Source organism: Thermosediminibacter litoriperuensis, assembly GCF_008124715.1.
Taxonomy (GTDB): Bacteria; Bacillota; Thermosediminibacteria; order Thermosediminibacterales; family Thermosediminibacteraceae; genus Thermosediminibacter; species Thermosediminibacter litoriperuensis.
The window spans coordinates 26,578-49,862 of sequence record NZ_VNHO01000010.1 but is presented as its reverse complement, the minus strand read 5'-3'; the positions used below and the strand labels follow the sequence as shown (position 1 = coordinate 49,862).

Here is a 23,285-nt window from a genome sequence, read left to right as displayed (position 1 = left end):
ATCACTTCTGGGCCTCTATAACTTGGTTAATCAGCTCCGGCGTTATGTGGCTTTCGAATTGCGTGTACACCGGCTGAACAGCCTTGATGAAGGCTTCCTTATCAACCTCGTTAATCTGCATGCCTTTTTTCTGAAGCTCGTCCACCAGTTTTGCGTTCATTTCGTCCAACAATTTTCTTTCGTAATCCCTGGCTTCTGCAGCGGCCTCTTTTATAGCATTTTGCACATCGGGACTTAAACTCTCAAAAAAGCTCTTGCTTATGAGAAGTGGTGCCGGTGCATAGAAGTGTCCGGTTAATGATAAATATTTTTGTACTTCATAAAATTTCGATGTCTCAACTATCGGTAAGGGATTTTCCTGGCCATCTATCGTCCCCTGCTGGAGGGCCGTAAATAGCTCACCAAAAGCCATTGGCGTAGGATCCGCACCCATTACTTTAAACGTTGCCATGTGTACGGGATTTTCCATTGTTCTAATCTTCATTCCCTTGAGATCTTCAGGTTTTTCAATTGGTTTACTGTTATTGGTAACATGCCTGAAGCCATTTTCAAAGTATGCAAGTCCTATAATGCCCTGGTCACTTAAACTATCAAGCAGTTGAGTTCCTATAGGGCCATCAACCACTGCTCTGGCAGAGGCAGTATCTTTGAAAATAAACGGTAAATCAAATACCATAAACTTTTTCGTAAAACTCGAAAGGGGAGCCGTGGAAACAAGCGTCATCTCGAGAGTGCCCAACTGCAATCCTTCAACCATATCCCTTTCGTTGCCCAGCTGAGAACTGTGGAAAACTTCCACTTTTACCTTCCCGTTGGTTTTTTGACTTACCAATTCCGCAAATTTCTCCAGGCCGAGCTGGTACGGATGAGTTGGTGCGAGAACGTGGCCGACTCTGATGTTTATCTGGTCTTTGCTTTCATTACCGGTCTGATTATTTTGACCAGTTTGTGCTGGCCCCTCCGCCTGCTTTCCTCCGCATCCTGCAACTATGGTTAGAGACAAAAGCAGGATTAAGCAAATTGATAGGATTTTTTTGAACATAAGCAACCCCCTATTTATAGTTTTTAGAAAAACTTTGCGCTAAAAATTTATTGCAAATATTGTGCCAGAGGCGATAAATCCGTAATCAACTTGCGCGAAATAAAAAAAGATCTTTCAAGGTGTTATAAAATGTTATAATTTTGATAGAATTTTTATGAAGTTTGGCAGACAGGACATTACCCGGGTAAATAAAGCATATATTTGACGTGCCCCGCGAGACGGTGGAAAGCATGCTGACAAAAATAGGTATTGCAAAGCGACACCGGTTGGCGGGCATCGCCCTCTGGATGCTGGGACTGATTTCAAAGGATAAATGAGAAGTATTGAGAATGCTGTGGCACCCGTAAATACACAAAACGGGAATTAACATCATGTAAGCAAAATATCATGCCGCTAAAAGGTCCTTGCGGCAGGATATTACTTTATTTAATGAATTGCCCGGTTATTCTTTATCCCGTCTCATCCATTTTTTTAATATCCTCAGTTTAATAGGTGCGGCTATCAATGCGGCGACTATCAATATAATCCACCATTTTAATTCCAAAATTACACCTCCCTTCACGCTATTCCTCTTTTTATCCTCTTACTCAACACCAGGAATGCAGCAAGGACCAACCCAAGAATCCATGCAGAATATATTCCTATCTGCCCCCAGCTGGCCGAGTTTTTAATTATTTCATCAAAGCCCTTGAAGGACCAGTAGGTGGGAATCCAGGACACGAAAAAGTGTTTATCCGGAGGCAGCATCAAAGCACCAACCACAGAAGCCGACAGGGGAAGCATTGACACCTTCAAATTGGCTATCCCTTCGACCTGGTTGCCGCTCATCGCTCCTATCAAAAATCCGGCAAGGATGGTTATGGCGGAACTGGACAGGGTCATGGCGAAAATTTTGGCTTTGTCCACCGACCACATATCCAGGATCCATAAAACCGGGTACACAATCATGATCGACACCGCCAAACCCGTGATGCTTTTTCCGGCGATAAATTCAAACCGCCTGACGGGAGTCACATTGATGGCACTGAGGGTTTTCCCCTCCTTTTCCTCAATGATATTAAAACCGATCACCGCCCCCGCCAGGGCAAATACGGTTAAAATCAGCGACGCCGCCCCCACTCGGGCTACGGGAGATCGGGTGACTCCAAGATCGCGGACCGAAAAACTTATTTCCAACTGCCGGGGGTCCACCATATCTCGAATTATCATTTTAGGAATCTCCCTGGTATCGTGGGTTTCACCCCCATCAAGGATCACGATGTAATCTCCCGATTCATTTATTGTAATACCGGCCACATCGTCCGCTCCTGCAACTCTCCTCTTGATTTCTTCCACATTTTTATAAACCTCAACGCTGCCGTATTTTTTAAAGGTCCCGATCACATCTTCTCCAACCCTTTCATCCACAGCAAACATAAGTGCAGCAGAACCTGCGCTGGATATAAATATCCTGAACAGGAGGGCCAGAAATATCGGTGCAAATATCATGTAAAGCAAAAGAAACTCCCTCATGCTGCTGGATAAATCGCGGCAAAATATAGCCCAGATCCTCCGCATTTTTTACACCTCCTGGCTTTTTGTAAGTCGAAGCCGGTAAACAGCCACCGCAGCCAGATATCCGGCGATGTCGAAAAGGGCCAATCCCTTGAGTGCAGAATACAAAACTCCCCGATTTCCCCCGAAAAATAATATTTCTCTTGCAGCAAAGAGCAGGTAGTAGGTAGGAACAGCCTTAACGATCAACGGCGCAAAGCTTGGGAAGTAGTACGACATAAAAGGCAACGCGAGTATGAGGCTGAAAGCGATTATCCATACGCTGGCCTGAGATACGTTGTTAAAAAAGCTGGCCAGAATCAACCCGGAAATCGCCGCCGCTATGCTGCCTAGAACTACAAAAACAAACAGAGAAAGATATTCAGCCCTGAGTCCAAGAGTAAGGAACACCAGTGTCAGCGAGGATATGCATCCCAATATCGCCATCAGTGTAATTTTGGACGCCAGGTATTCGGGAATCCTTCCCGGCGATACCATATAGGCCGTTAAGGTTCTTTCGTCTTTTTCCAGAAAAATTAATACCGCGATCATGAAAAATCCCAGAAGAACCGACTCCATAACCACAAAAACGGGTATCCAGGTATGATTAAAGGGTATTTTTTTCGCGTCCTGATCCTGATTTAAAAATACGGTCTTTATCTCTTTATCCGCATGCATCCTGCTCCTTATATTATCCTTTATAGATAATACCAGGGCGTTAATTACTTTTTCGTTCTCGTGCCCCTGCATAATAAATTCAATATGAGGTTTTCCTTCGAGATCTCCTATCACCATGCCCAGGCTGTTATAATCTTTCCTCATCTCAGCCTCGATTTCCTCAACGGAACCCTTTCTGTGAACATTGCCGTGTTCCCTTCCGGCCTCTTCGAGCACCTGTTCCAGGGCGGGTTTAATTCGGCCTTCATATCCTATAAAGTAATACACCGAAGGTTTAAGAGAAAGTTCTCCCGGTATTAGAAAATTAATCAAACCCACAAAGAGCAGGGCTACACCTATGACGATCGCAAAAAATTGGTTTCTGAAAGCGATTTTTATGTCTTTTTTCAATAGAGAAATATATCTTTTAAGCATCTATTCCAGCTTCCTCCCCGTTACTCTGATAAAGATCTCTTCAAGGGTCGCTTCCTGGGAATGGATGGTCTCGATATTTCCTTCTTTTAGTAGCCGGTTCAAACGTTCCCTGTCTCGTTCCTCTACCATGGAAAGGTATTCTTTTCTTAAAATTTCTCCTTCTCTGTATTCCACCTTTATCATTTTGCTTCCATATTTCAATTTCAAATTTCTCGGTGAATCTATGAGCACTATCTCGCCGCTGTTGATAAAAGCCACCCTATCGCAGAGCTCGTCGGCAATATGCATATTGTGGCTAGTGAGGAAAATCGTCGTCCCCCCTTTTTTCTTCTGCCATATTATCTCTTTGATGCGGCTCGCCGTAGCCGGATCCAGGCCAGCAGTGGGCTCATCCAGAAACCACATTTTGGGTGAATTGATCATGGATCTGGCAAAGACCAGCCGCTGCAACATTCCTTTAGAATATCCCCCCGCCCGCTGGTGCGCCGCATGTTCCAACCCCACCATCTTCAATAGCTTCATAGGGTCTTCGGTGGGAACGCTGAAAAGCCTGCGGTAAAATTCCAGATTCTCAAGCCCTGTCAGCTTTTTATATACGTTGGGATGTTCGAAAGACACACCGATCATGTTGAACAACCGCTCTGTGGGTCTTTTAATATCTATGCCTCCAATTTTAACCTCGCCTCTTTGAAGGGGAAGCAGGCCGGTTAAAATCTTCTGGGTGGTGGACTTTCCCGCCCCGCTGGGGCCAAGAAATCCGAAAATCTCCCCCTGCTGTATCTCGAAAGACACGTCCTTTACGGCGTAATTTTCATCCCCTGTGTAAGAGTGATACAGGTTTTTAACGGTCAGCATTTTCCGTCCTCCCTTTGGCCTTTATGCCGTTTTTTATCACGTAAATCAATTCATCGACGATTTCCATTAACCCCATGAGGTCATTCTTTTTCTTTTCATTTAAAAAATACTCCGAGATCGCAAAATTCATCCATACCAGAAGCATGGCCACCAGTTCCACACTTATACCGGGATCTATTTCCCCTCTTTGAATTCCTTTTTTGAGCAGTTCCACGAAAAACTGCTGGCCTTTATTCTTTGGATCTTCCATTATCTCTTCAAAAAGGTTCCGGTCGTCGTCTTTCAAAAGCCGCTGGCCGATGGCAAAAAGCTCCGGATTCTCCTTTGCGAATTTTATACCTGCCGCATAAAGCTCCCGCACCAGCTCAAAAAAATCCAGCTGTTCCAGATTGTTCAAAACCTGCCCCAGATATTCCAGTTTCTTTTCTCCGCTTTTTTCAATAATAAACTTGAACAGATCCTTCTTGTCTTCAAAATACTGGTAAAAACTTCCTTTTGCTATACCCGATCTTTCCACAATTCGGTTTACGCTGGCTTCCCGGTAGGAATGCCGGGCAAATTCTTCAATAGCAACCTGTAATATTTTTTCTCTTTTGTCTGCCGGTAAATTGAAAAAAGTGCTCTTGGGCATTTTATCCTCCTTTCAGTAATATGACCAGGTGGTCATATGATGGTTAAAAAAATAATAGATGTGACCTCTCAGTCACATTTTAACTCTTTTTCTGATTGCTGTCAATTATATATTTCGCCTTTTGGAGGCTGGGGCTGATTTCGAAGGATAAATGGGAAGTATTGGAAAATTGCTGTGGCACCCGTTTCTTTTCATAGATGACTTGGAAACTCAGATTTAACTCGCCATTAATTTTTTTTTACAATTTTATGATATAATAAAAATAGATTACGATTAATTAAAGTTAAACCCGCATTACATGGTTTCAAGATACCCGGATGCGCCGGAGGACCCAGTCATAAAATGTACAACGATCAAATCGCCCGGGAGTTTTTAAAAGAAACCGAGAGGGTATTGCAATGGTTAAGACAAAAGATGAAATAATGAAGATTGTCAGTGACTATATAGGCAAACTCAGGAAGTATATCAAAATCAACAGGGTAATCTTATTTGGATCGTACGCAAGAGACGAAGCCCTTAAATCCAGCGATGTTGACCTAGCAATAGTCTCCGAAGACTTCAGAAGAATGAACTTCTTTGAAAGGCTGGAGTTACTTTATAAGTGCTGGAATTACGATATAGGTGCTGATATATTGGGATACACCCCTGAAGAATTTGAGGAATTGGCAAAGAAAATAAGTTTTGTATCGGAAATAGTCAAAAGGGAATTGATCTTTAAAACATATCCTGCCGCGAAAAGGTCCATGCGGCAGGATATGTTTTTTGGGGCTGCCGGTTGTTTACTATTTCCGCATCCGATGAGGAAAATAGATAAATTTTAATATACTAAATTATGCATTATAATCAACAGTGAAAGAGGTGAAACAAGTTTGGATCTTGATGCGCGCAAAAAGAGGATCATAGAAGAACTTTTGATATCGAAGGGACCGGTCACCGGAGAGTACCTTGCAGGAGTACTGGGTGTATCCTCGAGGACCATAAGGAGCGACATTAAAATTATTAATGAACAATTAAAAGAAAATGGTATAAAGATCATTTCTTCGCCGGGAGTCGGATATTCCCTCGAATATGATGACGAGGAAAAACTTTCCGGGATATTGAGAGAGATAATGAAGGAAAGTCAGGGGTATATAGTGCCCACCCTTCCCGAAGAGAGGGTAAGGTACATCAGGGGGAAACTACTTGCCGCCGATGACTTTATTACGCTGGAGTCTCTCGCGGATGAACTGTATGTGAGCAAGTCCACAGTAGAAAAAGATATGGAGAAAGTGGAGGAATGGTTTTCAAGCCATAATATCAAGATTTTCAAAAAACCTAATTACGGCATGAAGCTCCAGGGAAGCGAAATGGATTTGCGCTTTGCCATGTCCGACCACCTGAAGAGTTTAAAGGATGAAAAGATCTTTGCGGTCGGTTTGCCGGACATCGGCGATATTGTAAAGGATGTGGATATACAGGCAATAAAGGATGTCATAGATGAGGTACTGGAAAGGATCCCGTTTAAGCTATCCGATGTAGCCTACACCAATCTAATAATTCACATTGCGATTGCTATAAAGAGGATAAGGGAATCCAAGAGCATCGAACTGCCACCCGGAGAAATAAGTAATCTCAAAGATAAGCTGGAATACTCTGTAGCATACGACATGGTCAAAAGCCTTGAAAGTAAATTTAACATATCCATACCCGAAGCTGAGATAGGTTATATAACAATGCACCTTCTGGGCACCAAGGTCCTCGGGGACGGCTCACTATCCAGAGAAAAAATAAAAAACGCCGTAGGTGAGGAAATCTACCGGGTTGCAACGCGAATGATTGAAGAGGTAAGAAGGGTATACGGAATTGATTTCACTACGGACGACGAGCTTATATACGGCCTGGCCCTGCACCTGAAGCCTACCATCACAAGAATAAAATACGGGATGAATCTTAAAAATCCATATTTAAAAGAGATAAAGGAAGAGTATCCGCAGGCCTTCGAGCTGGCTGTGGTAGCTTCCAGGGTGTTGGAGGATGTATATAAAATAAAGGTTGATGAAAACGAGATGGGCTATATTGCCGTATATTTCGGTGCAGCCATAGAGAGAGGAAATTACAGGGAACGCGAGGAGATAAAAAGGGTAGCGGTGGTATGCGCTTCGGGAATGGGAACGGCACAGCTACTTGCCACAAGGATAAGGAAAACATTTCCGAATATAACCATAACGGGGGTATACCCTTCCTTCAAAAGCGCAGAGGCTGTAAAACAAAAACCGGACCTTATACTCAGCACCGTACCTTTAGAAAATATGGATATACCTGTAATAAAAATCAGCCCGCTGCTCAATAAAAATGAGCTGAAAAGACTGAAGGCGATCATCTCACCCGAAGATGAAGAGGTTGACAGAAGCATACTTTTAAAGCTCATGAAAGAGGACCTGTTCTTCAAGGGCATAAGTGCGAGGGATTGTTTCGAGGTTATTGATAAGATGAGTGACGGCCTGTACCGAAAGGGATATGTCACCGAAGGGTTTAAAGAGTCTGCCAAGCAAAGAGAAAAAATATCTTCAACCGGCATTGGAAACCTTGTAGCTATCCCCCATGCTATGTTGGGACACGCCGTAGGTTCGCATATTGCTGTAGGAATTTTGGAAAAGCCCATAAAATGGGGGAACAACCAGGCCCAGCTCATCTTTATGATAGCACTGGAAAAATTGAGCGACAGAGAATTCCAGCATATATTCGAAGCGTTATATGATATCGTGGACGACCCATCTTTGGTAGCAAAGATGATTAAAGCAAGGGATTTTAACGAGTTTGTCAGGATACTTAAAGGGAGAGATACATTATGATATTTAATAACGTTCTAAACAGAGAACTTATTGAGCTTAATATGGTGGCAAAGACAAAAGAAGAAGTTATAAACGAAATGGCTGGCATGCTGTTTAAGAGCGGTGCCATAACATCAAAAGAGGCCTTCGTAAATGACGTGTTCGAAAGGGAAAGAATCGGTACAACCGGTGTAGGGATGGGAATAGCTATACCTCACGGTAGGTCCGGCAGCGTAATAAATACCTCCATAGCCATAGCAAAGCTAAAAGAGCCGGTAGACTGGGACTCTCTGGACGGCAAGCCGGTTAGCCTGGTGTTTTTGCTGGCAGTGCCCAAAGATGGGGGTGAAAATATACATTTAAAGCTGCTGTCCGGAATAGCTTCAATGCTGATGGAGGAGGATTTCAGAGAAAAGCTCTTTAATGCCAGGGATAAAGAAGAAGTGCTCAATATAATGGGCTTTACAAAGGAGGATGATTTAAAATGAAAATTGTTGCAGTTACGGCATGCCCTTCAGGTGTGGCGCACACGTACATGGCGGCTACGGCTCTGAAAAAAGCGGCTAAAGCCAACGGCGCAGAGATTAAGATAGAGACGCAGGGCGCCCTGGGCATAGAAAATGAAATAACTGAAAAAGAGGCAAGAGAGGCGGATGCCGTGATTCTGGCTATAGAAACGGCTATAGCCAAACCCGAGAGGTTTAAAAACAAACCGGTAATTCAGGTGCCGGTGTCGGAAGCCATAAAGGACGCCGATGCCATTGTTAAAAAAGCGATAAGTTTAATAAATAAATAATAAAATGAGGAGGTCAAAAAAATGAACAACAAAATATGGGAAAATGCAAGAAGACATCTCATGACCGGGGTTTCCTACATGATCCCCTTCGTGGTTTCGGGTGGTCTCTTACTCACCATAGGAATACTAATAGGTGGTGGTAAGGTAATCCCGGGGATGTCCAAGACGCTGGTGGACATGGGAGTTACCGCCTTTCAAATGATGGTCCCGATCATGGCGGGATACATGGCTTACTCGATGGCGGACAGGCCTGGTATCGCACCGGGTATCGTCGGCGGCCTCATAGCCAATAAGATTGGCGCAGGCTTCTTGGGCGGTATCGTGGCAGGTTTTATTGCGGGATGGATCGTAAATCAGCTGAAAAAGATTCCGATGCATCCGTATATTGCAGCTTTAAAGCCGATAATAATTATCCCATTCTTCGGTGTAGCTATAGTTTCAGGCCTCATGCTCATTATAGGCCAGCCAATAAGTGCGCTGTCCAAGACTATGGAGGCATGGCTGAATTCCATGACCGGCGCCAATGCAGCCCTGCTTGGCTTCATAATAGCTGCTATGATGGCGTTTGACATGGGAGGCCCGGTTAATAAGATTGCATTCGCATTTTCCGCAGGTATGCTCAGCCAGGGGGTTTACGCGCCTATGGCGGCATGCTGGGTAGGGATAATGGCACCGCCCATAGGCCTAGCCCTGGCAACATATCTTGCTCCCAAAAAGTTCACCGAGATGGAAAAGAAAAACGCCATACCGGCGGCCATAATGGGAGCTACAGGTATTACGGAAGGAGCCATACCTTATGCGGCAGCCGACCCATTAAGGGTCATACCATCCCTGGTGATCGGCTCCGGCTTCGGAGGTGCGGTGGCACTGCTGCTGGGCGCCCAGGCACCCGTTCCGAGCGGCGGGGTATTCGTAATACCCTTCTTTATAAAGCCTTTGATGTTCGTAATTGGGTTCGCTGCTGCTATTATAGTAACGGCGGTTATAACCGTAGCATTAAAGAAAGAGATTACGGAGGAAGAAAATAATTTTGAAGGATTGAATCTTGAATAAAAATATGTAAAAAGGGCTCAATGCCCTTTTTACATTTTGGGAGGGGTTTTAAATGAATCTGTATGTGGTATGTCATACCCACTGGGACAGGGAGTGGCATAAGACCTTTCAGGAATACAGAGTAAAACTGGTGGAATTTATGGACGATCTCATAGATCTCCTGGAAAGGAATGAAAACTATACATCTTTTGTCTTAGACGGACAGACGGTGGTACTGGAAGACTATCTAGACGTAAAGCCGTATATGAGAGAAAGGATAAGAAGGCTGGTGAGGGCCGGGAGACTCGTAATAGGCCCCTGGTACGTCCAGCCCGATGAGTTTCTGGTAAGCGGCGAGTCATTAATAAGGAATCTGCTTATAGGGCATGAGATAGGCGAGGATTTCGGAAGGGTTATGAAGGTGGGCTACCTCCCCGACTCTTTCGGTCAGGCCGCCTGCATACCGCAGTTACTGAAGGGATTCGGCATAGACAACGCTGTTTTCTGGAGGGGGGTAACCGATGAGGACCTGGACAAAACCGAGTTTTTATGGGAGTCGCCGGACGGCAGCAGAGTATTTGCAGTACACCTTCCGCTCGGTTACGGCAACGGCATGTCCCTTTCAAAAAATATGGCTATGAGCATAAAGACTATAGAGGAGAATTTGAAAAGATTAAAATCCAAAAGCACATCGAACAACATCCTTCTTATGTGCGGCTTTGACCAGAGATTTGCGAACCATGATATACCCGGTATCATCAAAGAACTGAATTCGTATTATAAAGATAACGGAAAAGATATAAGGCTGATCCAGGGCAGCATTGAGGATTATATCGAAAAAGTTAGAAGTGAAGACACCCCTCTCAAGGTACTGAAGGGTGAATTCAGAAAGGGCAAGTCCATGAGGGTGCACGTGAGCATCAGCGGCACGAGACTGGATATAAAAAGGGACAACTTCAATACTCAGCTTCTATATGAAAGGTATTTAGAGCCGATATCCACTATGGCCTACATCCTGGGTCACAAATATGACAATGACGTAATAAACAGGGGCTGGAAGTATATATTACAGAACCACGCCCATGACTCCATATGCACCGTATGTACCGATGCCACCCACAGGGAAATGAAAATGAGGTTCGAATTTGCAAAACAGATAGGACACACCCTGTTAAACGAGAAGATAAGCGAAATATCGGGAGACATTGGATTCAAAGAGGGAATGGGCAAACCCATCATTGTTTTTAATACACTAATGCGTTATAGAAAGGAACCGGTAGACGCTACAATTTATCTTGATACCGAGGAATTTATACTGACAGATAACGAAGGAAGAGAGATACCGTATCAGGTAATGTCCGTAAAGGATGTAAACCTTGCCGAGAGGGAGATAGAGATAGGCGTGAAAAATCCCGACCGCTGGGTGAAAGAGATAAAGCTAGTATTTATTGCAGAACTGGATGGGTCTGGCTACAGGACATACTATGTTAAGGAACACGTCAAGAGCGATTGGAACGCGGGCTTTATTGGCGCCGGCAAGATCTTGGAAAATGAATTTTACAGGGTATCGGTGGAAGATGACGGTTCTCTGTGCATAACTGATAAAGAGACGGCGAAAACATACAGAGGTCTCAATGTATTCGAAGAAAGCGGAAACGCCGGTGACGAGTACGACTTTTCACCGCCAATAGAGGATGTGGTAATCACAGCCCGGGGCTCGAAGCCAGAGATTGAGCTTGTAGAAAACGGCCCCCTATTTGCAAAAATCAGGATTTCTCATATACTAAACGTTCCCATGGATACCGATAGTATGAAAAGGACGGAAAAAACCTGTCCCTGCCAGGTGGATAGTTTCGTCACGCTTTACAGCGGTATAAAGAGGGTGGATATAAAGACTGTGATTGACAACAGGGCGAAAAACCACAGGATAAGGGTGCTCTTTGATGGAAATGTAGAAGCTCACACCCATGTAGCCGAGCAGCAGTTTGGCGTATTGAAACGGGAAAATTTTTTAAAGGAGCAGGAATGCTGGGATAAAGAAGGCTGGGAAGAAAGGTATTATCCCATTTATCCCCAGAGGTCTTTTGTAGATGTGTCGGATGGGAAGTACGGCCTGGCTGTTTTGAATAAGGGACTTCCGCAGTATGAGATATTGAATAAGGATAAGCCCATCATAGCACTCACCCTTTTGAGCGGCACCGATTACATGGGTAAGAATGACCTCCGGTACAGGCCCGGCAGGCGCTCGGGACTCCACATCGCAGTGCCCGATTCGGAGATGATGGGCGTGCATGAGGTGGAATACTCCATAGTTCCTCACAAAGGAGATTATGCAGCAGGTGACATCATAGAAAGCGCCCATAACTATATAACGCCGCTCCTGAGCTATATGCCCTTGAATGAAACTCCGGGCGAATTAAAGGACGAACTGTACTTTATAAAAACTGAAAGCAAGGGCATAATTGAAAGCAGCATAAAAAAGAGCGAACACGGCCCCGCAGTTGTCCTGAGGATATATAACGGGATGGACTCGCCCCGGAGAAATATAGTTATGGAACTGGATGACAGATTCAATGCGGCAGACATACTTGACCTAAAAGAAAAAAAGATAAAAAATAAAAATAAGGTAAGCTTTGTGGAGAATAAAATAAATATTCACCTTTTGAATGGGAACGAGATAATCACCCTGGGCCTTGGGAGATAGCGAAGCGGTGGATTCCGATACCATAACGAGAAAGGGGGCGTGTAGAATTGTACAATGAAAAGGTGCTCGACCACTTATCCAATCCGAGAAACGCCGGGGAAATCCCCGATGCTGATGGAATAGGCCATGCGGGCAATCCGGTGGACGGGGATTCAATAACTATATATATAAAAGTAAAAGAAGGCATTATAGATGACATCAAATTCAAAACCTTCGGTTGCGGTGCGGCCATTGCGGCAAGCAGTATGCTCACAGTACTGGCAAAAGGCAAAGCCATTGAGGAAGCCTTAAAGATAACAAACGAACAGGTGGCCGAGGCACTGGGCGGCCTGCCGCCTCACAAGATAAATTGTTCAAACATTGCAGCTGATGCTCTGCACGCTGCTATTGCGGATTATAGAAGTAAAATAAAATTCACATTTTTACGATAAGGCCGATTCTCTCAAACCTGTCCTTAATTAATCTCAGTCTTTCCGGGGGCGGAGCACTGCAGGCTGGCATTTTATACTCCCTGCCCAGCCTGCAATATTTTTCGCTCACGTCGTGGAAGGACAACAGGTCAATCCGCCTTATATCTTTCAATGATGCGACAAACTCCAGAAGGCCTTCGATATTTTTTTCCGTATCGGTAATCCCCGGGATTACGGGGAGGCGCAAAATCACGTCCCCGCCCCTCCCCGTATCCGCCAGCATCCGCAGGTTCTCCTTGATCGGCTCGTTTGAAACTCCCGTGTATTTCCTGTGCTCTTCGTCATCGGCCAGCTTCAGGTCAAAGAGAAAAACGTCCACATAATCCATAACCGATGCGAACACGTCAGCGGGGGCGTAACCCGACGTATCCAGTGCGGTATGAACCCCCCTCTTTTTGCACTCTTTCAAGACTTCTTTTAAAAACCGGTGCTGCGAAAGGGGCTCTCCGCCCGAAAAGGTTACGCCACCGTCGGAGTTATCGTAAAGCAGGATATCCCTTTCGATCTCCTCCATGAGTTCTTCAATGGTGATCACCCTGCCAACCAGTTTCAAAGCTCCTGTTGGACATGCTTCGGAACAAATTCCACAACCGATGCACTTTTGCCCGTTTATATTATGGGTATTGTTTTCATAAGTAACCGCACCGGCCGGGCAAACACCGGCGCACATTTGACACCCCATGCATTTATATTCAAAAAACATGAGCTCGTTCATGGGGGAAATGCCTTCGGGATTGTGACACCACCAGCACCTGAGGGGACATCCTTTCAGGAATACCGTCGTCCTTATACCCGGGCCATCGTGGATAGCAAACCGCTTTATGTCGAATATCAATCCTTTGTCGACCATTTAAACGCCTCCATCTCTTTTAATCGACCGGAGCTAAATCTCTTTGTGTTCGGTTCTGGTGATTATCTCCTCCTGCAATCCTTTCGGAAGGTTTACGAAGTAATCGCTGTATCCTGCAACCCTTACCATCAGGTCCTGAAAATCGGCAGGGCGCTGCTGCGCCTCGCGGAGTAGCTCGGCGCTGACGACGTTGAACTGGACGTGATGCCCTCCCATATTGAAAAAGGTCCTTATAAGCCGCGCCAGCTTTTTGACGTTTTCATCGCCCTCCAGCAAATCCGGAGTAAGCTTCTGATTGAGCAGAGCCCCGCCTGTCTTATCCCAGTCGCACTTGGCTACCGACCTGAATACCGCAGCTATTCCCCTCCTGTCGCTCCCCTGCACCGGTGAAACGCCTTCCGAAACCGGCATTCCCGCCTTTCTTCCATCCGGCGTTGCTCCAGTAACTTTGCCGAAATACACATGTACCGTGGTAGGCAGAAAGTAAGCCCTCCTTGATGCCTTCCTTACCGGTGAGGGCGGGTAACTTTCGATCATCCCCACCGTCAAATCCACGATATTTTTCGCTATTTCATCAGCATAATCATCGTCTTCTCCGTACCTGGGCGTTTTATTTAAAATCATCTGCCTCAATATTTCGTACTTTCCTTCGAAGTTGTGCCTCAAGGCTTCCAGAAGCTCACCCATCGTCACTGTATTACCATCGAAAACATGGTACCTGATTGCGCTCAAACTGAACGCCACGGTGCCCAATCCCACCAGCTGGATATACTGGGTGTTATACCTTGCTCCGCCGGCGTTGTAATCCCTAGCATTTTTAACGCAGTCTTCTATCCACAGTGACATGAAGGGAACCGGGAATTGTTTCGCATAAATCTCTTCAATAATGTCATTTCCCCTCATCTTAATATCCATGAAGTGCTTTACCTGCTTGATAAAAGCCTCCCAGAGCTCGTCGAAGTTCTTGAAACCAGCCGGATCTCCCGTTTCAATGCCCAGCTTCTTTCCGCTTTGCGGGTCTATACCGTTATTAAGGGTGATTTCGAGAATTTTGGGCAGGTTGAAGTACCCAGTCAGTATATAGGCTTCCTTCCCGAAAGCCCCTGACTCCACGCAGCCGCTAACCCCTGAAGTGCGGGCGTCTTCCAGGCTTTTGCCCTGCCTCAGCATCTTTACTACGACCCCGTCGAAGTTGAAAAACGGCGGTTCTCCAAAGCCGGGGGCTACAACTTTCAAGGCCTTTATTAAAAAGCGCTCGGGATTTTTATCGCTCACCAACACAGCAGTATTCGGCTGCAAAGTTCTCATTTCATCCAGGACTTCCAGGATCAGGTATGAGATCTCATTGACACCGTCGGAGCCATCCTCCCTCAACCCTCCTATATTGATCTTCGTAAAGTCGTTGTACGTGAAGCTCTCTTCGGCCGTTACCCCGACTTTCGGCACCGCAGGCTGGTTGTTGATCTTGACCCAGAAAGCCTGAAGAAGTTCTTTGGCTTTGTCTCTCGTGAGCCTTCCTTCCGCCACATCCTTTTTGTAGAACGGATACAAATGCTGGTCCATGCGACCCGGGTTAAAGGAGTCCCAGGGATTGGTCTCATAAACCACACCCACATGAACGAACCAGTAGTGCTGCAGAGCCTCCCAGAAAGTCTCCGGAGCACGGGCCGGAACCTTCCTGCATATCCGGGCCATTTCTTTAAGTTCTTCCTTCCTCTCGGGGTTTTCTTCTTCCCCGGCCATTTTATCGAGTTTTTCGGCGTAGCGCCCGGCGTAGATCATGATAGCGTCTGCAGCAATATCCATCGCTTTAAGTTCTTCCATCTTTTCGTCGTATTTGGGATCATCCGGGTTGAGTTCCTCGATTTTCCTTTTAATTTCCTCTTTTATATCCAGAATCCCCATTCTGAATATCCTCTCTCCGCCGGCCGTGTGGCCCGGTGCCCTCTGTTCCATAAATTCGGTCCATAAGCCCGCATCGTAAGCATCCAACCATTCCCGGGGCATGCTTTCAAAGACGGCTTCCCTTACCGTCCTGCCCTTCCAGTACGGAATTATCTCATCCTCGTATAACTTCCTGGTACTGACGTCAACTTTGTAGGGCATATTCTCTCTGGAGTTCAATATTTCCAGGTCTTGCATGCTGTGAGTGCAGATCTCAGGATAGGTAGGGACCTCCTGGGGCCCGGTACCCCTCAACCCTACGATCAGCTGACCGTCTTCGACAGGCAGGCTCACGCGTTCCATTAAATACTTGAACGCCAGCGCCCGCTGAACCGGGGCGGATTTTCCTTCGGCGGCCCCGCTTTTGTAAAATTCGGTTATTAATCTAGCTCTTTCTTCGGATATTTTGACTTCGGCCTTCACACTCTCTTCTCTCAGCCTTGCAATCCTTTCATTTACCGGCCTTACGGCAGCCCTCCGTTTTTGGATTTCCCTTTCAACAGCTTCACAGGAAAAAGTCATAGTTTTCGCCTCCTGAAAATAGAAATTATCATTACATTATCTCTTTCTCTGCTCACCCATTGCTGCGATGATTGCATAATATATAAAGCCCCCTAGAAAAATGGAAATCATAATAATCATCCAAATTATTGTCTCAACCATTTATTTACCCCCTATCTTATGGTTTCGCCGGGAACAGACCCTGACTTAACCCACTTTGCTAACTTATCATTCATGAGGTATAACGCAAGCCCGACAATAGCAAACTGGAATATTATCGTTCCAACGCTATCCTCCAGGAAGGGATTCCACCAATCGGTCGGATGCCATGTTTTCGACTGCCATATCCACCAGCCGAAGAGCACCGTAAAGAGCACCGGGAATAGCATAATGCGAATATTATAAGATTTTCCTATCATAATATCGCTGTCCGGATTAATCAATTCGGTTCTCACTCTGTCAACACCATATTTACAAACTGCAAAGGCAAACATGACACCGCTGACGAGGAGCGCTACACCCCATACCCAGTCCTGGTTGTTTAAGAATTTTATGCTAGCTGCTGAGGGCATGCCTAAAATAAATACGGCAATCGATACAAGAAGAGTCGCTTTCTTTCGGTCGTAACCAGCATCTATATAGTTGCGTACGATAACCTCCGTTTGAGGCAATAGCGATGATAAAGCAGCAAACGAAAGAGCCAGGAAGAACAAGGATGCAATCAGAGCACCTCCGGGCGCCTCTGCAAAGAACTTGGTCAAATATATAAAGGTCAGTCCATAGTTGCCCGATTTAAGTGTTTCTATAGCCGCAGCTTCACTGGGAGAAAAAGCAAACACTAAAGGCAAAACAGCCAGCGCTCCACACATCGCCCCGAGCATATCGCCAAACACAATCATGTGCGTATTTGCCACAACGTCTTCATTTTCCTTTGTATATACAGCGCATGTTAGCGTTTCACCCCAGCCAGCTCCTGTAGACCACGATGCCTGCGCAAAAGCATTAAGCCATACTGCAGGAGATGCCAGAGCCGCCCAGTTGGGTACAAATAAGTATTTCAGCCCCAAAGTAGCACCGGGTTTGGAAAGGCCCCATATAGCCGTTGCGATAAGCGAAATGAAAAGTGCAGGTATCATGATTTTATTAGTTTTCTCCAATCCGCCCTGAACACCTTTATAGATGATTATTCCGGCAATTGCAGCAGCGATAAAGTTCCATAAAATTCCCTGTAAAGGATCATTTATAATACCGTCCCATAAAGCTTGGCTGTTTAATCCCGGCTTGATAGTGCCAATAACGGCCATAAAGAAATATCTTAAAGCCCACGAAAATACTACCGCATAATAAAAGGTAATTGCAGCGCAAACAAAAGCACACCATGCACCCAACCATGCATATTTCTTACCAACAAAATCTCTGAAAGAACCAATTGTCCCCATTCTCATCCTCTTACCGATACCAATTTCGGTTAACATAAGTGGTATAGCCCACATTAGATTTGCTACGAGATAAGCGATCAGGAAAGATCCACCATCGTAAAGGCCTGCCATTCTAGGAAATCTCCATATATTCCCCGTGCCTACAGCCATACCCTATGAAGCCAATATAAATCCTATACGACTACCCCATTGCTCCCTTTTATTGTTCATCCTCTGACTCCTTTCTTAATTTTAAATAATTTATTAACTTTAAATTTAATTGACCGGATAGTAATTTCACCTCCCATCTTTTTATTCTTAATATTCCAATATATTTGTTTTGCAAATAATGTGCCAATAATAATCAAATTGAAATAATATGCCGCAGAACTTAAGAAAATCTAAATCTTGGTCAAAATTCAAATAAAAATAACGTCCCGTTATCGGGACGCTAAAAACCATTTTTGAGACATTTTGGACGATCATTTTATAATATTTTTTTTCATAAGTCCATATTTTTTTACTTTATTGTGTAGCGTCTGCCGTGGTACTTTCAGTAGCCGTGCCGCCTTGGCATAATTTCCATTAGCTGCGCATATTGCTTTCAGGATTAAGTTTTTCTCAAAATTCCCAACTGCCTCATTTAGTGACGGCAAATCGGAATTAGAATTATATCGCATAGGCCTAATTTCTTCCTGGTTCAGAAAATAATCATAGTTTTGGGACAAATTTTTTACTTCTATTATTTCCCCTTCTATAAAATTCATTGCATTCTCTATGATAGACTTCAGTTCCCTCACATTTCCGGGCCACCGGTAGTTCATGAAAAGTTCCATGACTCCCGGAGAAACGCCCTTTACATTCTTCCCCAGCTGTTTATTGTAAAGCTTAATAAAGTGTTCTACGAGCAGCGGGATATCTTCTTTCCTCTCCCTCAGCGGGGGGATTTTCAGAGATATTACATTTAATCTGTAGTACAAATCCTCTCTGAGAAGCTTTCTCTCGATGGCCTTTCGGGGAGGTTCGTTGGTGGAAGCAATGACCCTCACGTCGACAACGGTAGTCCTTACTCCTCCCACCCTCCTTATGACGCCGTCCTGGAGGACCCTCAGGAGTTTGGCCTGAAGTTCTATATCCATGGAATTAATTTCGTCTAAAAAGAGTGTACCTCCATTGGCCAGTTCGAAAAGCCCCGGCCTGTCTCTGGCTCCGGTAAAGCTGCCGGCGGTGGTGCCAAAGAGAATCCCTTCCAACAGGGTTTTCGGCAGAGCTGCACAGTTCTGGGCAATAAACGGCTTATCTCTTCTTAAAAGGCTGGCGTTGTGTATAGCTTGAACGAGCAATTCCTTTCCTGTTCCCGTCTCTCCGTACACAAGGATCGGTGAAGGACTGTCCGCAACCTTCTTTGCCCTTTCTATCAATTCCCTGATGGCAGGGCTTTTTCCTATTATGTCGTCAAAGGTGTACACTGCCCTGCAATCAATGTGATTTTTTTCACAGGAAGCTTTCTTGTAAAGCTCCCTCTGCAGTGAAACGATCTTTTCCGATAGCTCCCTTACGGTGGATAATTCCCTGTAAAGTTCGAAGGCCCCCACTATTTTCCCACACTTTATCAGCGGCATGGTGGATGTCAAGGTTGTAACCTTTTCGCCTTTGAAATTGATATAGGTCTGAATGTAGTCAACCAGGGGCTTGCCGGTCCTCAGGACGTAGTAAAAAGTACTGGTTTCCGGCGTGAGGTCGGGAAATATCTCCAAAATATTTTTACCTATAGCTTCCTGGGGGTTTATTCCTGCTATCTGGGTCACGGGCTCATTGTAGAATATGACGTTCGCTTTTGTGTCCACCACCAGAATACCCTGCTTCAAGTGGGCGAGCATGGATTCAAAGAGAAATTTATAGTCAACCCGGACCATTGTACCCCCCTCCATGCCATATCATTTTCAATAAATATGATAGCAATTTTCAGACATTTTGTAAATAAGAGCCACCGCCTCTTTTTCATCTAATAAAGCTCTATAAACACCCTCTTGCCGCACTTTTTCAGGATTTGGGCCAGTTCCTCCACTATCTTGAGCTTGTCGCCGGCACCCTCCGGAAGGTATGGATTCCTGTGGGCGGGATTGACCGCCCGCCCCACCAGAAACCGGATGTGGGTGGAACGGTTGACGAGCAGGTCCGCCAGCATGGAAACGCCGTCCCTTTTTTTCCTTATCTCGTCCAGGAAGTGGGGGGAAAAGGAATACCTGCTTACAAAATTTCTCAAGACCTCGACACACCTGGTTAAAGTTATCAAACCTTCGGTTACGAGGTCTATTCCTTCTATACTGCCGGCGGGAGGTACCGCCGGGTCTGCATAATCCATGTTTGTGATAATCTTCCTTCCCGTTTCCCTGGAAACGATATTTGCGGTGGTTCCTCCGCAGACTACCTTTTTCCCTTCGCTGCCGGTGAGTTTTTTCACGACTTCTGCATCCTTTGCCCTGTCCTCGGGGGGGGCCAACCAGTACCGTGAGCGGCTCCGGCTTCCTTATACCCACTCCCACCACCGTAGTATCGTCCCCCGGGCTGTCGAAATAAAGGTGGCTGCACGTTCTGATCAGCTGGTCCACCATCTCAGCCGCGAAGCATCCCCTTTTGTCGAGCCTCTGCAGGTATTCGGCCACATTGGACCACTGCCATCCCAGATTCAGGATACCCCCTACCCCCGCATGGATGACGCCGTCACTCACCAGGAACACTTTATCCCCCGGAAGGGCTTCGAACCGATATTCCAGAATCCTCCTGTTCTCCACCTTCAATTCCCGGCAGGGCAGGCCCATGACCCTCCCATCACGAAGGTATATCACGGCGGGATTGTCGAATTCAAAAAGCCTTCCTTTGCCGTCGTCATCTATCTCCAGTATGGAAAAGGTGGAATAAGCCAGCTGCCTCACCCTGCACACGGGGAGAGTATTTATTATGGTCTTAACCACTTCTTCTATAGACGCTCTGTTTTTTATCATGGTGGAAGCGATCCTGACCGTGAGGGTGGAGAGTATACTGGCCTTTACGCCGCTCCCCAGGCCGTCGGCCATTACGGCGATTATCCCGTCTTCGGACTGGACCACCTCAACGCTGTCCCCGCACAGCTCTTCCCCTTTTTTTGTGAGGCTTTTGGTGAACACCTCGGCAAAGACCTTCACTTTTCTTCTCCCCTGCTTTTCACCAGTTCCATGAGCTTAAGGAGCAGCACCTTGCTCTCCGCCGTCGTCTCTCCCAGCAGGCCCGCTATTTCCTGGGCCACACGCATCTGCCTGTTTATCACTTCCTGGGCTTTCTCCAGGGTCTCCTCCCTCACCCTTTCCAGTTCCATCCTATGCTTTTCCTGCTCGGTGATATCCTGAATAATGGCCAGCACCAGGTCCTCTCCTCCGATATAGCATATGGTCTGAAGGGTGATCAAAGAATTCAGGGGATAGTTTACCTTTTTATCCTGCAGGCCGGTTTTATTGGCCAGCACCCAGGCGAAATCCCTGTCGTCGATGATTGTAGAAAGGGGCTTCCCTATTACCTGTTCCCTGTCCGCATTAAACATTTTCTCCGCCGCTTTATTTATTTCTTTTATATTCATGTTCCCATCTACCAGAATGATGCCGTTCGGGGCGTGGTCTATGATCAGGTTGGCCAGGGATTCGGCCCTGGACCTCATGTAAGGAATGCACATGTCCGGCTCCGCCATTCCCTGGTAGACGGCCTCGGCCTTTTTGCGGCAGGAAGGATATCCGCACGCCCCGCAGTTCAGTTCCTTTTCGGGGGTTGCTTTGCCTATTGATGCCAGTATTTCTCTTATCTCTGGTTCGGTCGGCCGGGGCGCTTTAAAGGCCTTCGGCTCGAAAGATCTTCTGAGGTCAATACCCGCCCCGTCTACCTCAATATTTCTATAATCCGCCTGCCAACGGTTATTTTCTATAAATGAAAGCAGCCTCTGCCTTCGCTCATAAAGGGACCTGCCGGTCGGCATTAAAGGCCCGCCGATACAACCGCCCCTGCACGCCATCATTTCAAAAAGCCGGCCGTTTACACTTTTCCGTTCCAGGGCGTCTAAAAGTTCCATGCAGTCCTCCATGCCGTCTACTACAACCACCTCCCGGGACAAGAGGTCACCGGTGATCGAAGATGTCTTCAAAAGCCCCCCGGGCAAAGGGTAGCTCCTGGCAATAAAGGGCTGCCGGGCGCCTTCCAGGTTTTCGGACTCGACCCGGGCCGCAGCAGGAGCTTTTTCCTCCAACCAATCCATCAATTCCCGGAAGGTGAGCACCGCATCCACATCGCCCGCAACGCTCCGGTCTCGAGCTTCGGCCTTTTTTGCAATGCAGGGGCCTATAAACACCACCTTGACGTCCCGCCCGTATCTTTGCTTCAACAATCTGGCGTGGGCCACCATGGGGGAAACCACCGGAGCCAAATTGCCTATAAGTCCCGGGTGGTATTTCTCCGCCAGATTCTTAACAACCGGACAGGCCGTGGTTATGATGGGGCCGGTCTGCCCCTCCTCGATCAGCCGGCGGTATTCCACGGACACCAGCTCGGCCCCCACCGCCGTTTCCTCGGCTCCGCAGAACCCCAGGTTCTTCAATAGGTAAAACATCTCGCCGGGGGAATCCACGCCGAAGGCGGCGGGGTATGAAGGGGCGATGGAGGCCAGAACCTTTTCCCCGGCCTGTATGAATTGCTTTACGGCGTCCAGGTCGTTCCTTACTTTTTTGGCGTTCTGGGGACACTCGGTGACGCAACTTCCGCAGTAAAGGCACAGCCTATCCACCACCTCGGCCTGTCCGCCCGTTATTTTTATGGCCTTGACCGGACAGTGCCTGACGCACCGGTAGCAATTTTTGCAGTTTGCCCGGGATACGCTGATTACGTCCAAAATCAATCCTCCTTTACGCCGCCGTTCTTTACGACTTCCAGAAGCCCTGCCACATCTTTCGAAGCTACGGAGGTGAAATATTTACCTCCAATCTTCACCGTTACCGCTTCGGCACACCTGCCCAGGCAGAATCCCGCCTTGAGTTCCACCACATTCTCCAGGCCGTAAAGGGGAATTTGCCTTTCAAACTCCTTGATCACCTCATAGGCCCCCTTCAAATGGCATGAACTCCCCACACATACCGTTATCTCGATCATAGGGCACCCCTCTTACAAAAGCTGGTTAATCAGTCTCCCTATCTTTTCCGCGGTGTTGTCTATTACCCTGCTTTTATCTCTGCCGCCGGCTTCCCTCACCTTACCGGTGAGCTACGGGTTACAGAAATTTTGTTAAATAATTAACAATTCTTATTTCATTATACATTATTCACGCAATGTAAGTCAATTACTTAACTATTAAGGTTTTTGGATTTCACATTATAATAATTTGGGTATAACTTTTGGATTTAGTTATTTCTTTTTATCCAATCAGCCTATAAAAGCTAAAAAACACCCACGCAGTAGGTGCTTTCTATCAAAGCAGGGGTCAACAAGGACGGAAATTTCAATCCCTTATAGGTAGGCTAAAAACATTAAGGGGAGGTGAAAAGGTGAAGCGTATATTCAATTTCAATCCCTTATAGGTGGGCTAAAAACGAA

The 23,285-nt window shown here is 46.2% G+C and carries 20 protein-coding genes and 1 pseudogene; 8 read left to right on the top strand and 13 right to left on the bottom strand.

Going from position 1 to position 23,285, the window contains the following annotated elements; translation table 11 throughout:
* Window position 1 precedes the first annotated feature (1 nt).
* The 5 genes from LZ11_RS05675 to LZ11_RS05655 all read right to left on the bottom strand — a co-directional run bounded on the left by LZ11_RS05675 (window position 2) and on the right by LZ11_RS05655 (window position 5,153).
* Window positions 2-1,042, bottom strand: a complete 1,041-nt coding sequence (locus LZ11_RS05675; protein WP_148866936.1) for a TRAP transporter substrate-binding protein — start codon at window positions 1,040-1,042, stop codon at window positions 2-4.
* 558 nt (window positions 1,043-1,600) lie between these two features.
* On the bottom strand, window positions 1,601-2,599 hold the full coding sequence (locus LZ11_RS05670) for an ABC transporter permease (protein WP_148866935.1): 999 nt from the start codon (window positions 2,597-2,599) through the stop codon (window positions 1,601-1,603).
* Between the two features lie 3 nt (window positions 2,600-2,602).
* Window positions 2,603-3,667 carry an ABC transporter permease gene (locus LZ11_RS05665; RefSeq protein WP_148866934.1) on the bottom strand — a complete coding sequence of 355 codons (1,065 nt, stop codon included), beginning with the start codon at window positions 3,665-3,667 and terminating at the stop codon, window positions 2,603-2,605.
* Complete coding sequence (locus tag LZ11_RS05660) at window positions 3,668-4,522, bottom strand: ABC transporter ATP-binding protein (RefSeq protein WP_148866933.1); 855 nt, start codon at window positions 4,520-4,522, stop codon at window positions 3,668-3,670.
* Window positions 4,509-5,153, bottom strand: coding sequence for a TetR/AcrR family transcriptional regulator (locus LZ11_RS05655; RefSeq protein ID WP_148866932.1), 645 nt, complete (start codon window positions 5,151-5,153; stop codon window positions 4,509-4,511). Before LZ11_RS05655 ends, LZ11_RS05660 begins: the two co-directional genes overlap by 14 nt.
* Window positions 5,154-5,551: 398 nt before the next feature.
* Between LZ11_RS05655 and LZ11_RS05650 the strand changes: the two genes are divergently transcribed.
* From LZ11_RS05650 to LZ11_RS05620, 7 genes are read left to right on the top strand one after another with little or no spacing between them, the layout of a single operon-like run.
* Window positions 5,552-5,974 carry a nucleotidyltransferase domain-containing protein gene (locus LZ11_RS05650; RefSeq protein WP_148866931.1) on the top strand — a complete coding sequence of 141 codons (423 nt, stop codon included), beginning with the start codon at window positions 5,552-5,554 and terminating at the stop codon, window positions 5,972-5,974.
* Window positions 5,975-6,022: 48 nt separating this feature from the next.
* The gene (locus LZ11_RS05645) at window positions 6,023-7,984 is read left to right on the top strand and encodes a BglG family transcription antiterminator (RefSeq protein WP_148866930.1); all 1,962 of its coding nucleotides are present in this window, start codon (window positions 6,023-6,025) and stop codon (window positions 7,982-7,984) included.
* On the top strand, window positions 7,981-8,451 hold the full coding sequence (locus tag LZ11_RS05640) for a PTS sugar transporter subunit IIA (RefSeq protein WP_148866929.1): 471 nt from the start codon (window positions 7,981-7,983) through the stop codon (window positions 8,449-8,451). Before LZ11_RS05645 ends, LZ11_RS05640 begins: the two co-directional genes overlap by 4 nt.
* Window positions 8,448-8,759, top strand: a complete 312-nt coding sequence (locus LZ11_RS05635) for a PTS fructose transporter subunit IIB (protein WP_148866928.1) — start codon at window positions 8,448-8,450, stop codon at window positions 8,757-8,759. Before LZ11_RS05640 ends, LZ11_RS05635 begins: the two co-directional genes overlap by 4 nt.
* A 21-nt stretch (window positions 8,760-8,780) precedes the next feature.
* On the top strand, window positions 8,781-9,812 hold the full coding sequence (locus LZ11_RS05630; protein ID WP_148866927.1) for a PTS fructose transporter subunit IIC: 1,032 nt from the start codon (window positions 8,781-8,783) through the stop codon (window positions 9,810-9,812).
* Between the two features lie 52 nt (window positions 9,813-9,864).
* Window positions 9,865-12,495, top strand: a complete 2,631-nt coding sequence (locus tag LZ11_RS05625) for a glycoside hydrolase family 38 N-terminal domain-containing protein (protein WP_148866926.1) — start codon at window positions 9,865-9,867, stop codon at window positions 12,493-12,495.
* Between the two features lie 47 nt (window positions 12,496-12,542).
* Complete coding sequence (locus tag LZ11_RS05620; protein WP_148866925.1) at window positions 12,543-12,926, top strand: iron-sulfur cluster assembly scaffold protein; 384 nt, start codon at window positions 12,543-12,545, stop codon at window positions 12,924-12,926.
* Here LZ11_RS05620 and LZ11_RS05615 read toward each other — a convergent pair.
* The 6 genes and pseudogenes from LZ11_RS05615 to LZ11_RS13005 form a co-directional block, all read right to left on the bottom strand.
* On the bottom strand, window positions 12,910-13,815 hold the full coding sequence (locus LZ11_RS05615; protein WP_148866924.1) for a glycyl-radical enzyme activating protein: 906 nt from the start codon (window positions 13,813-13,815) through the stop codon (window positions 12,910-12,912). The two genes, LZ11_RS05620 and LZ11_RS05615, sit on opposite strands and share 17 nt — an antisense overlap.
* Window positions 13,816-13,848: 33 nt before the next feature.
* Window positions 13,849-16,281 carry a trans-4-hydroxy-L-proline dehydratase gene (gene hypD, locus LZ11_RS05610; protein ID WP_148866923.1) on the bottom strand — a complete coding sequence of 811 codons (2,433 nt, stop codon included), beginning with the start codon at window positions 16,279-16,281 and terminating at the stop codon, window positions 13,849-13,851.
* Between the two features lie 152 nt (window positions 16,282-16,433).
* Window positions 16,434-17,849 (bottom strand): sodium-dependent transporter, encoded by a 1,416-nt coding sequence (locus tag LZ11_RS05605; protein ID WP_148866922.1) that lies wholly within the window; start codon window positions 17,847-17,849, stop codon window positions 16,434-16,436.
* A gap of 311 nt (window positions 17,850-18,160) precedes the next feature.
* A complete protein-coding gene (locus tag LZ11_RS05600) occupies window positions 18,161-19,594 on the bottom strand; it encodes a sigma-54 interaction domain-containing protein (RefSeq protein ID WP_148866921.1) in 1,434 nt (477 codons plus the stop codon).
* An 89-nt stretch (window positions 19,595-19,683) separates the two neighbouring features.
* Window positions 19,684-20,142, bottom strand: coding sequence for a hypothetical protein (locus tag LZ11_RS12725; RefSeq protein WP_246110721.1), 459 nt, complete (start codon window positions 20,140-20,142; stop codon window positions 19,684-19,686).
* Window positions 20,143-20,275: 133 nt separating this feature from the next.
* Window positions 20,276-20,755: pseudogene (locus LZ11_RS13005) on the bottom strand (SpoIIE family protein phosphatase); the annotation flags it as partial.
* Between LZ11_RS13005 and LZ11_RS12720 the strand changes: the two are divergent.
* Window positions 20,640-20,897, top strand: a complete 258-nt coding sequence (locus tag LZ11_RS12720; protein ID WP_246110720.1) for a hypothetical protein — start codon at window positions 20,640-20,642, stop codon at window positions 20,895-20,897. The pseudogene LZ11_RS13005 and the gene LZ11_RS12720 sit on opposite strands and share 116 nt — an antisense overlap.
* Here LZ11_RS12720 and LZ11_RS05590 read toward each other — a convergent pair.
* A complete protein-coding gene (locus tag LZ11_RS05590; protein WP_148866920.1) occupies window positions 20,860-22,587 on the bottom strand; it encodes a [Fe-Fe] hydrogenase large subunit C-terminal domain-containing protein in 1,728 nt (575 codons plus the stop codon). The two genes, LZ11_RS12720 and LZ11_RS05590, sit on opposite strands and share 38 nt — an antisense overlap.
* 2 nt (window positions 22,588-22,589) lie before the next feature.
* Window positions 22,590-22,844, bottom strand: a complete 255-nt coding sequence (locus LZ11_RS05585; protein ID WP_187695057.1) for a (2Fe-2S) ferredoxin domain-containing protein — start codon at window positions 22,842-22,844, stop codon at window positions 22,590-22,592.
* Between the last annotated feature and the right edge of the window lie 441 nt (window positions 22,845-23,285).

Coding starts and splice junctions, on each gene's coding strand:
- LZ11_RS05670 (WP_148866935.1), bottom strand. CDS start 2,599: ATGCGGAGGATCTGGGCTATATTTTGCCGCGATTTATCCAGCAGCATG.
- LZ11_RS05655 (WP_148866932.1), bottom strand. CDS start 5,153: ATGCCCAAGAGCACTTTTTTCAATTTACCGGCAGACAAAAGAGAAAAA.
- LZ11_RS05650 (WP_148866931.1), top strand. CDS start 5,552: ATGGTTAAGACAAAAGATGAAATAATGAAGATTGTCAGTGACTATATA.
- LZ11_RS05640 (WP_148866929.1), top strand. CDS start 7,981: ATGATATTTAATAACGTTCTAAACAGAGAACTTATTGAGCTTAATATG.
- LZ11_RS05585 (WP_187695057.1), bottom strand. CDS start 22,844: ATGATCGAGATAACGGTATGTGTGGGGAGTTCATGCCATTTGAAGGGG.
- LZ11_RS05630 (WP_148866927.1), top strand. CDS start 8,781: ATGAACAACAAAATATGGGAAAATGCAAGAAGACATCTCATGACCGGG.
- LZ11_RS12720 (WP_246110720.1), top strand. CDS start 20,640: ATGGTCTTAACCACTTCTTCTATAGACGCTCTGTTTTTTATCATGGTG.
- LZ11_RS05665 (WP_148866934.1), bottom strand. CDS start 3,667: ATGCTTAAAAGATATATTTCTCTATTGAAAAAAGACATAAAAATCGCT.
- LZ11_RS05600 (WP_148866921.1), bottom strand. CDS start 19,594: ATGGTCCGGGTTGACTATAAATTTCTCTTTGAATCCATGCTCGCCCAC.
- LZ11_RS05605 (WP_148866922.1), bottom strand. CDS start 17,849: ATGGCTGTAGGCACGGGGAATATATGGAGATTTCCTAGAATGGCAGGC.
- LZ11_RS05675 (WP_148866936.1), bottom strand. CDS start 1,042: ATGTTCAAAAAAATCCTATCAATTTGCTTAATCCTGCTTTTGTCTCTA.
- LZ11_RS05615 (WP_148866924.1), bottom strand. CDS start 13,815: ATGGTCGACAAAGGATTGATATTCGACATAAAGCGGTTTGCTATCCAC.
- hypD (WP_148866923.1), bottom strand. CDS start 16,281: ATGACTTTTTCCTGTGAAGCTGTTGAAAGGGAAATCCAAAAACGGAGG.
- LZ11_RS05660 (WP_148866933.1), bottom strand. CDS start 4,522: ATGCTGACCGTTAAAAACCTGTATCACTCTTACACAGGGGATGAAAAT.
- LZ11_RS05625 (WP_148866926.1), top strand. CDS start 9,865: ATGAATCTGTATGTGGTATGTCATACCCACTGGGACAGGGAGTGGCAT.
- LZ11_RS05635 (WP_148866928.1), top strand. CDS start 8,448: ATGAAAATTGTTGCAGTTACGGCATGCCCTTCAGGTGTGGCGCACACG.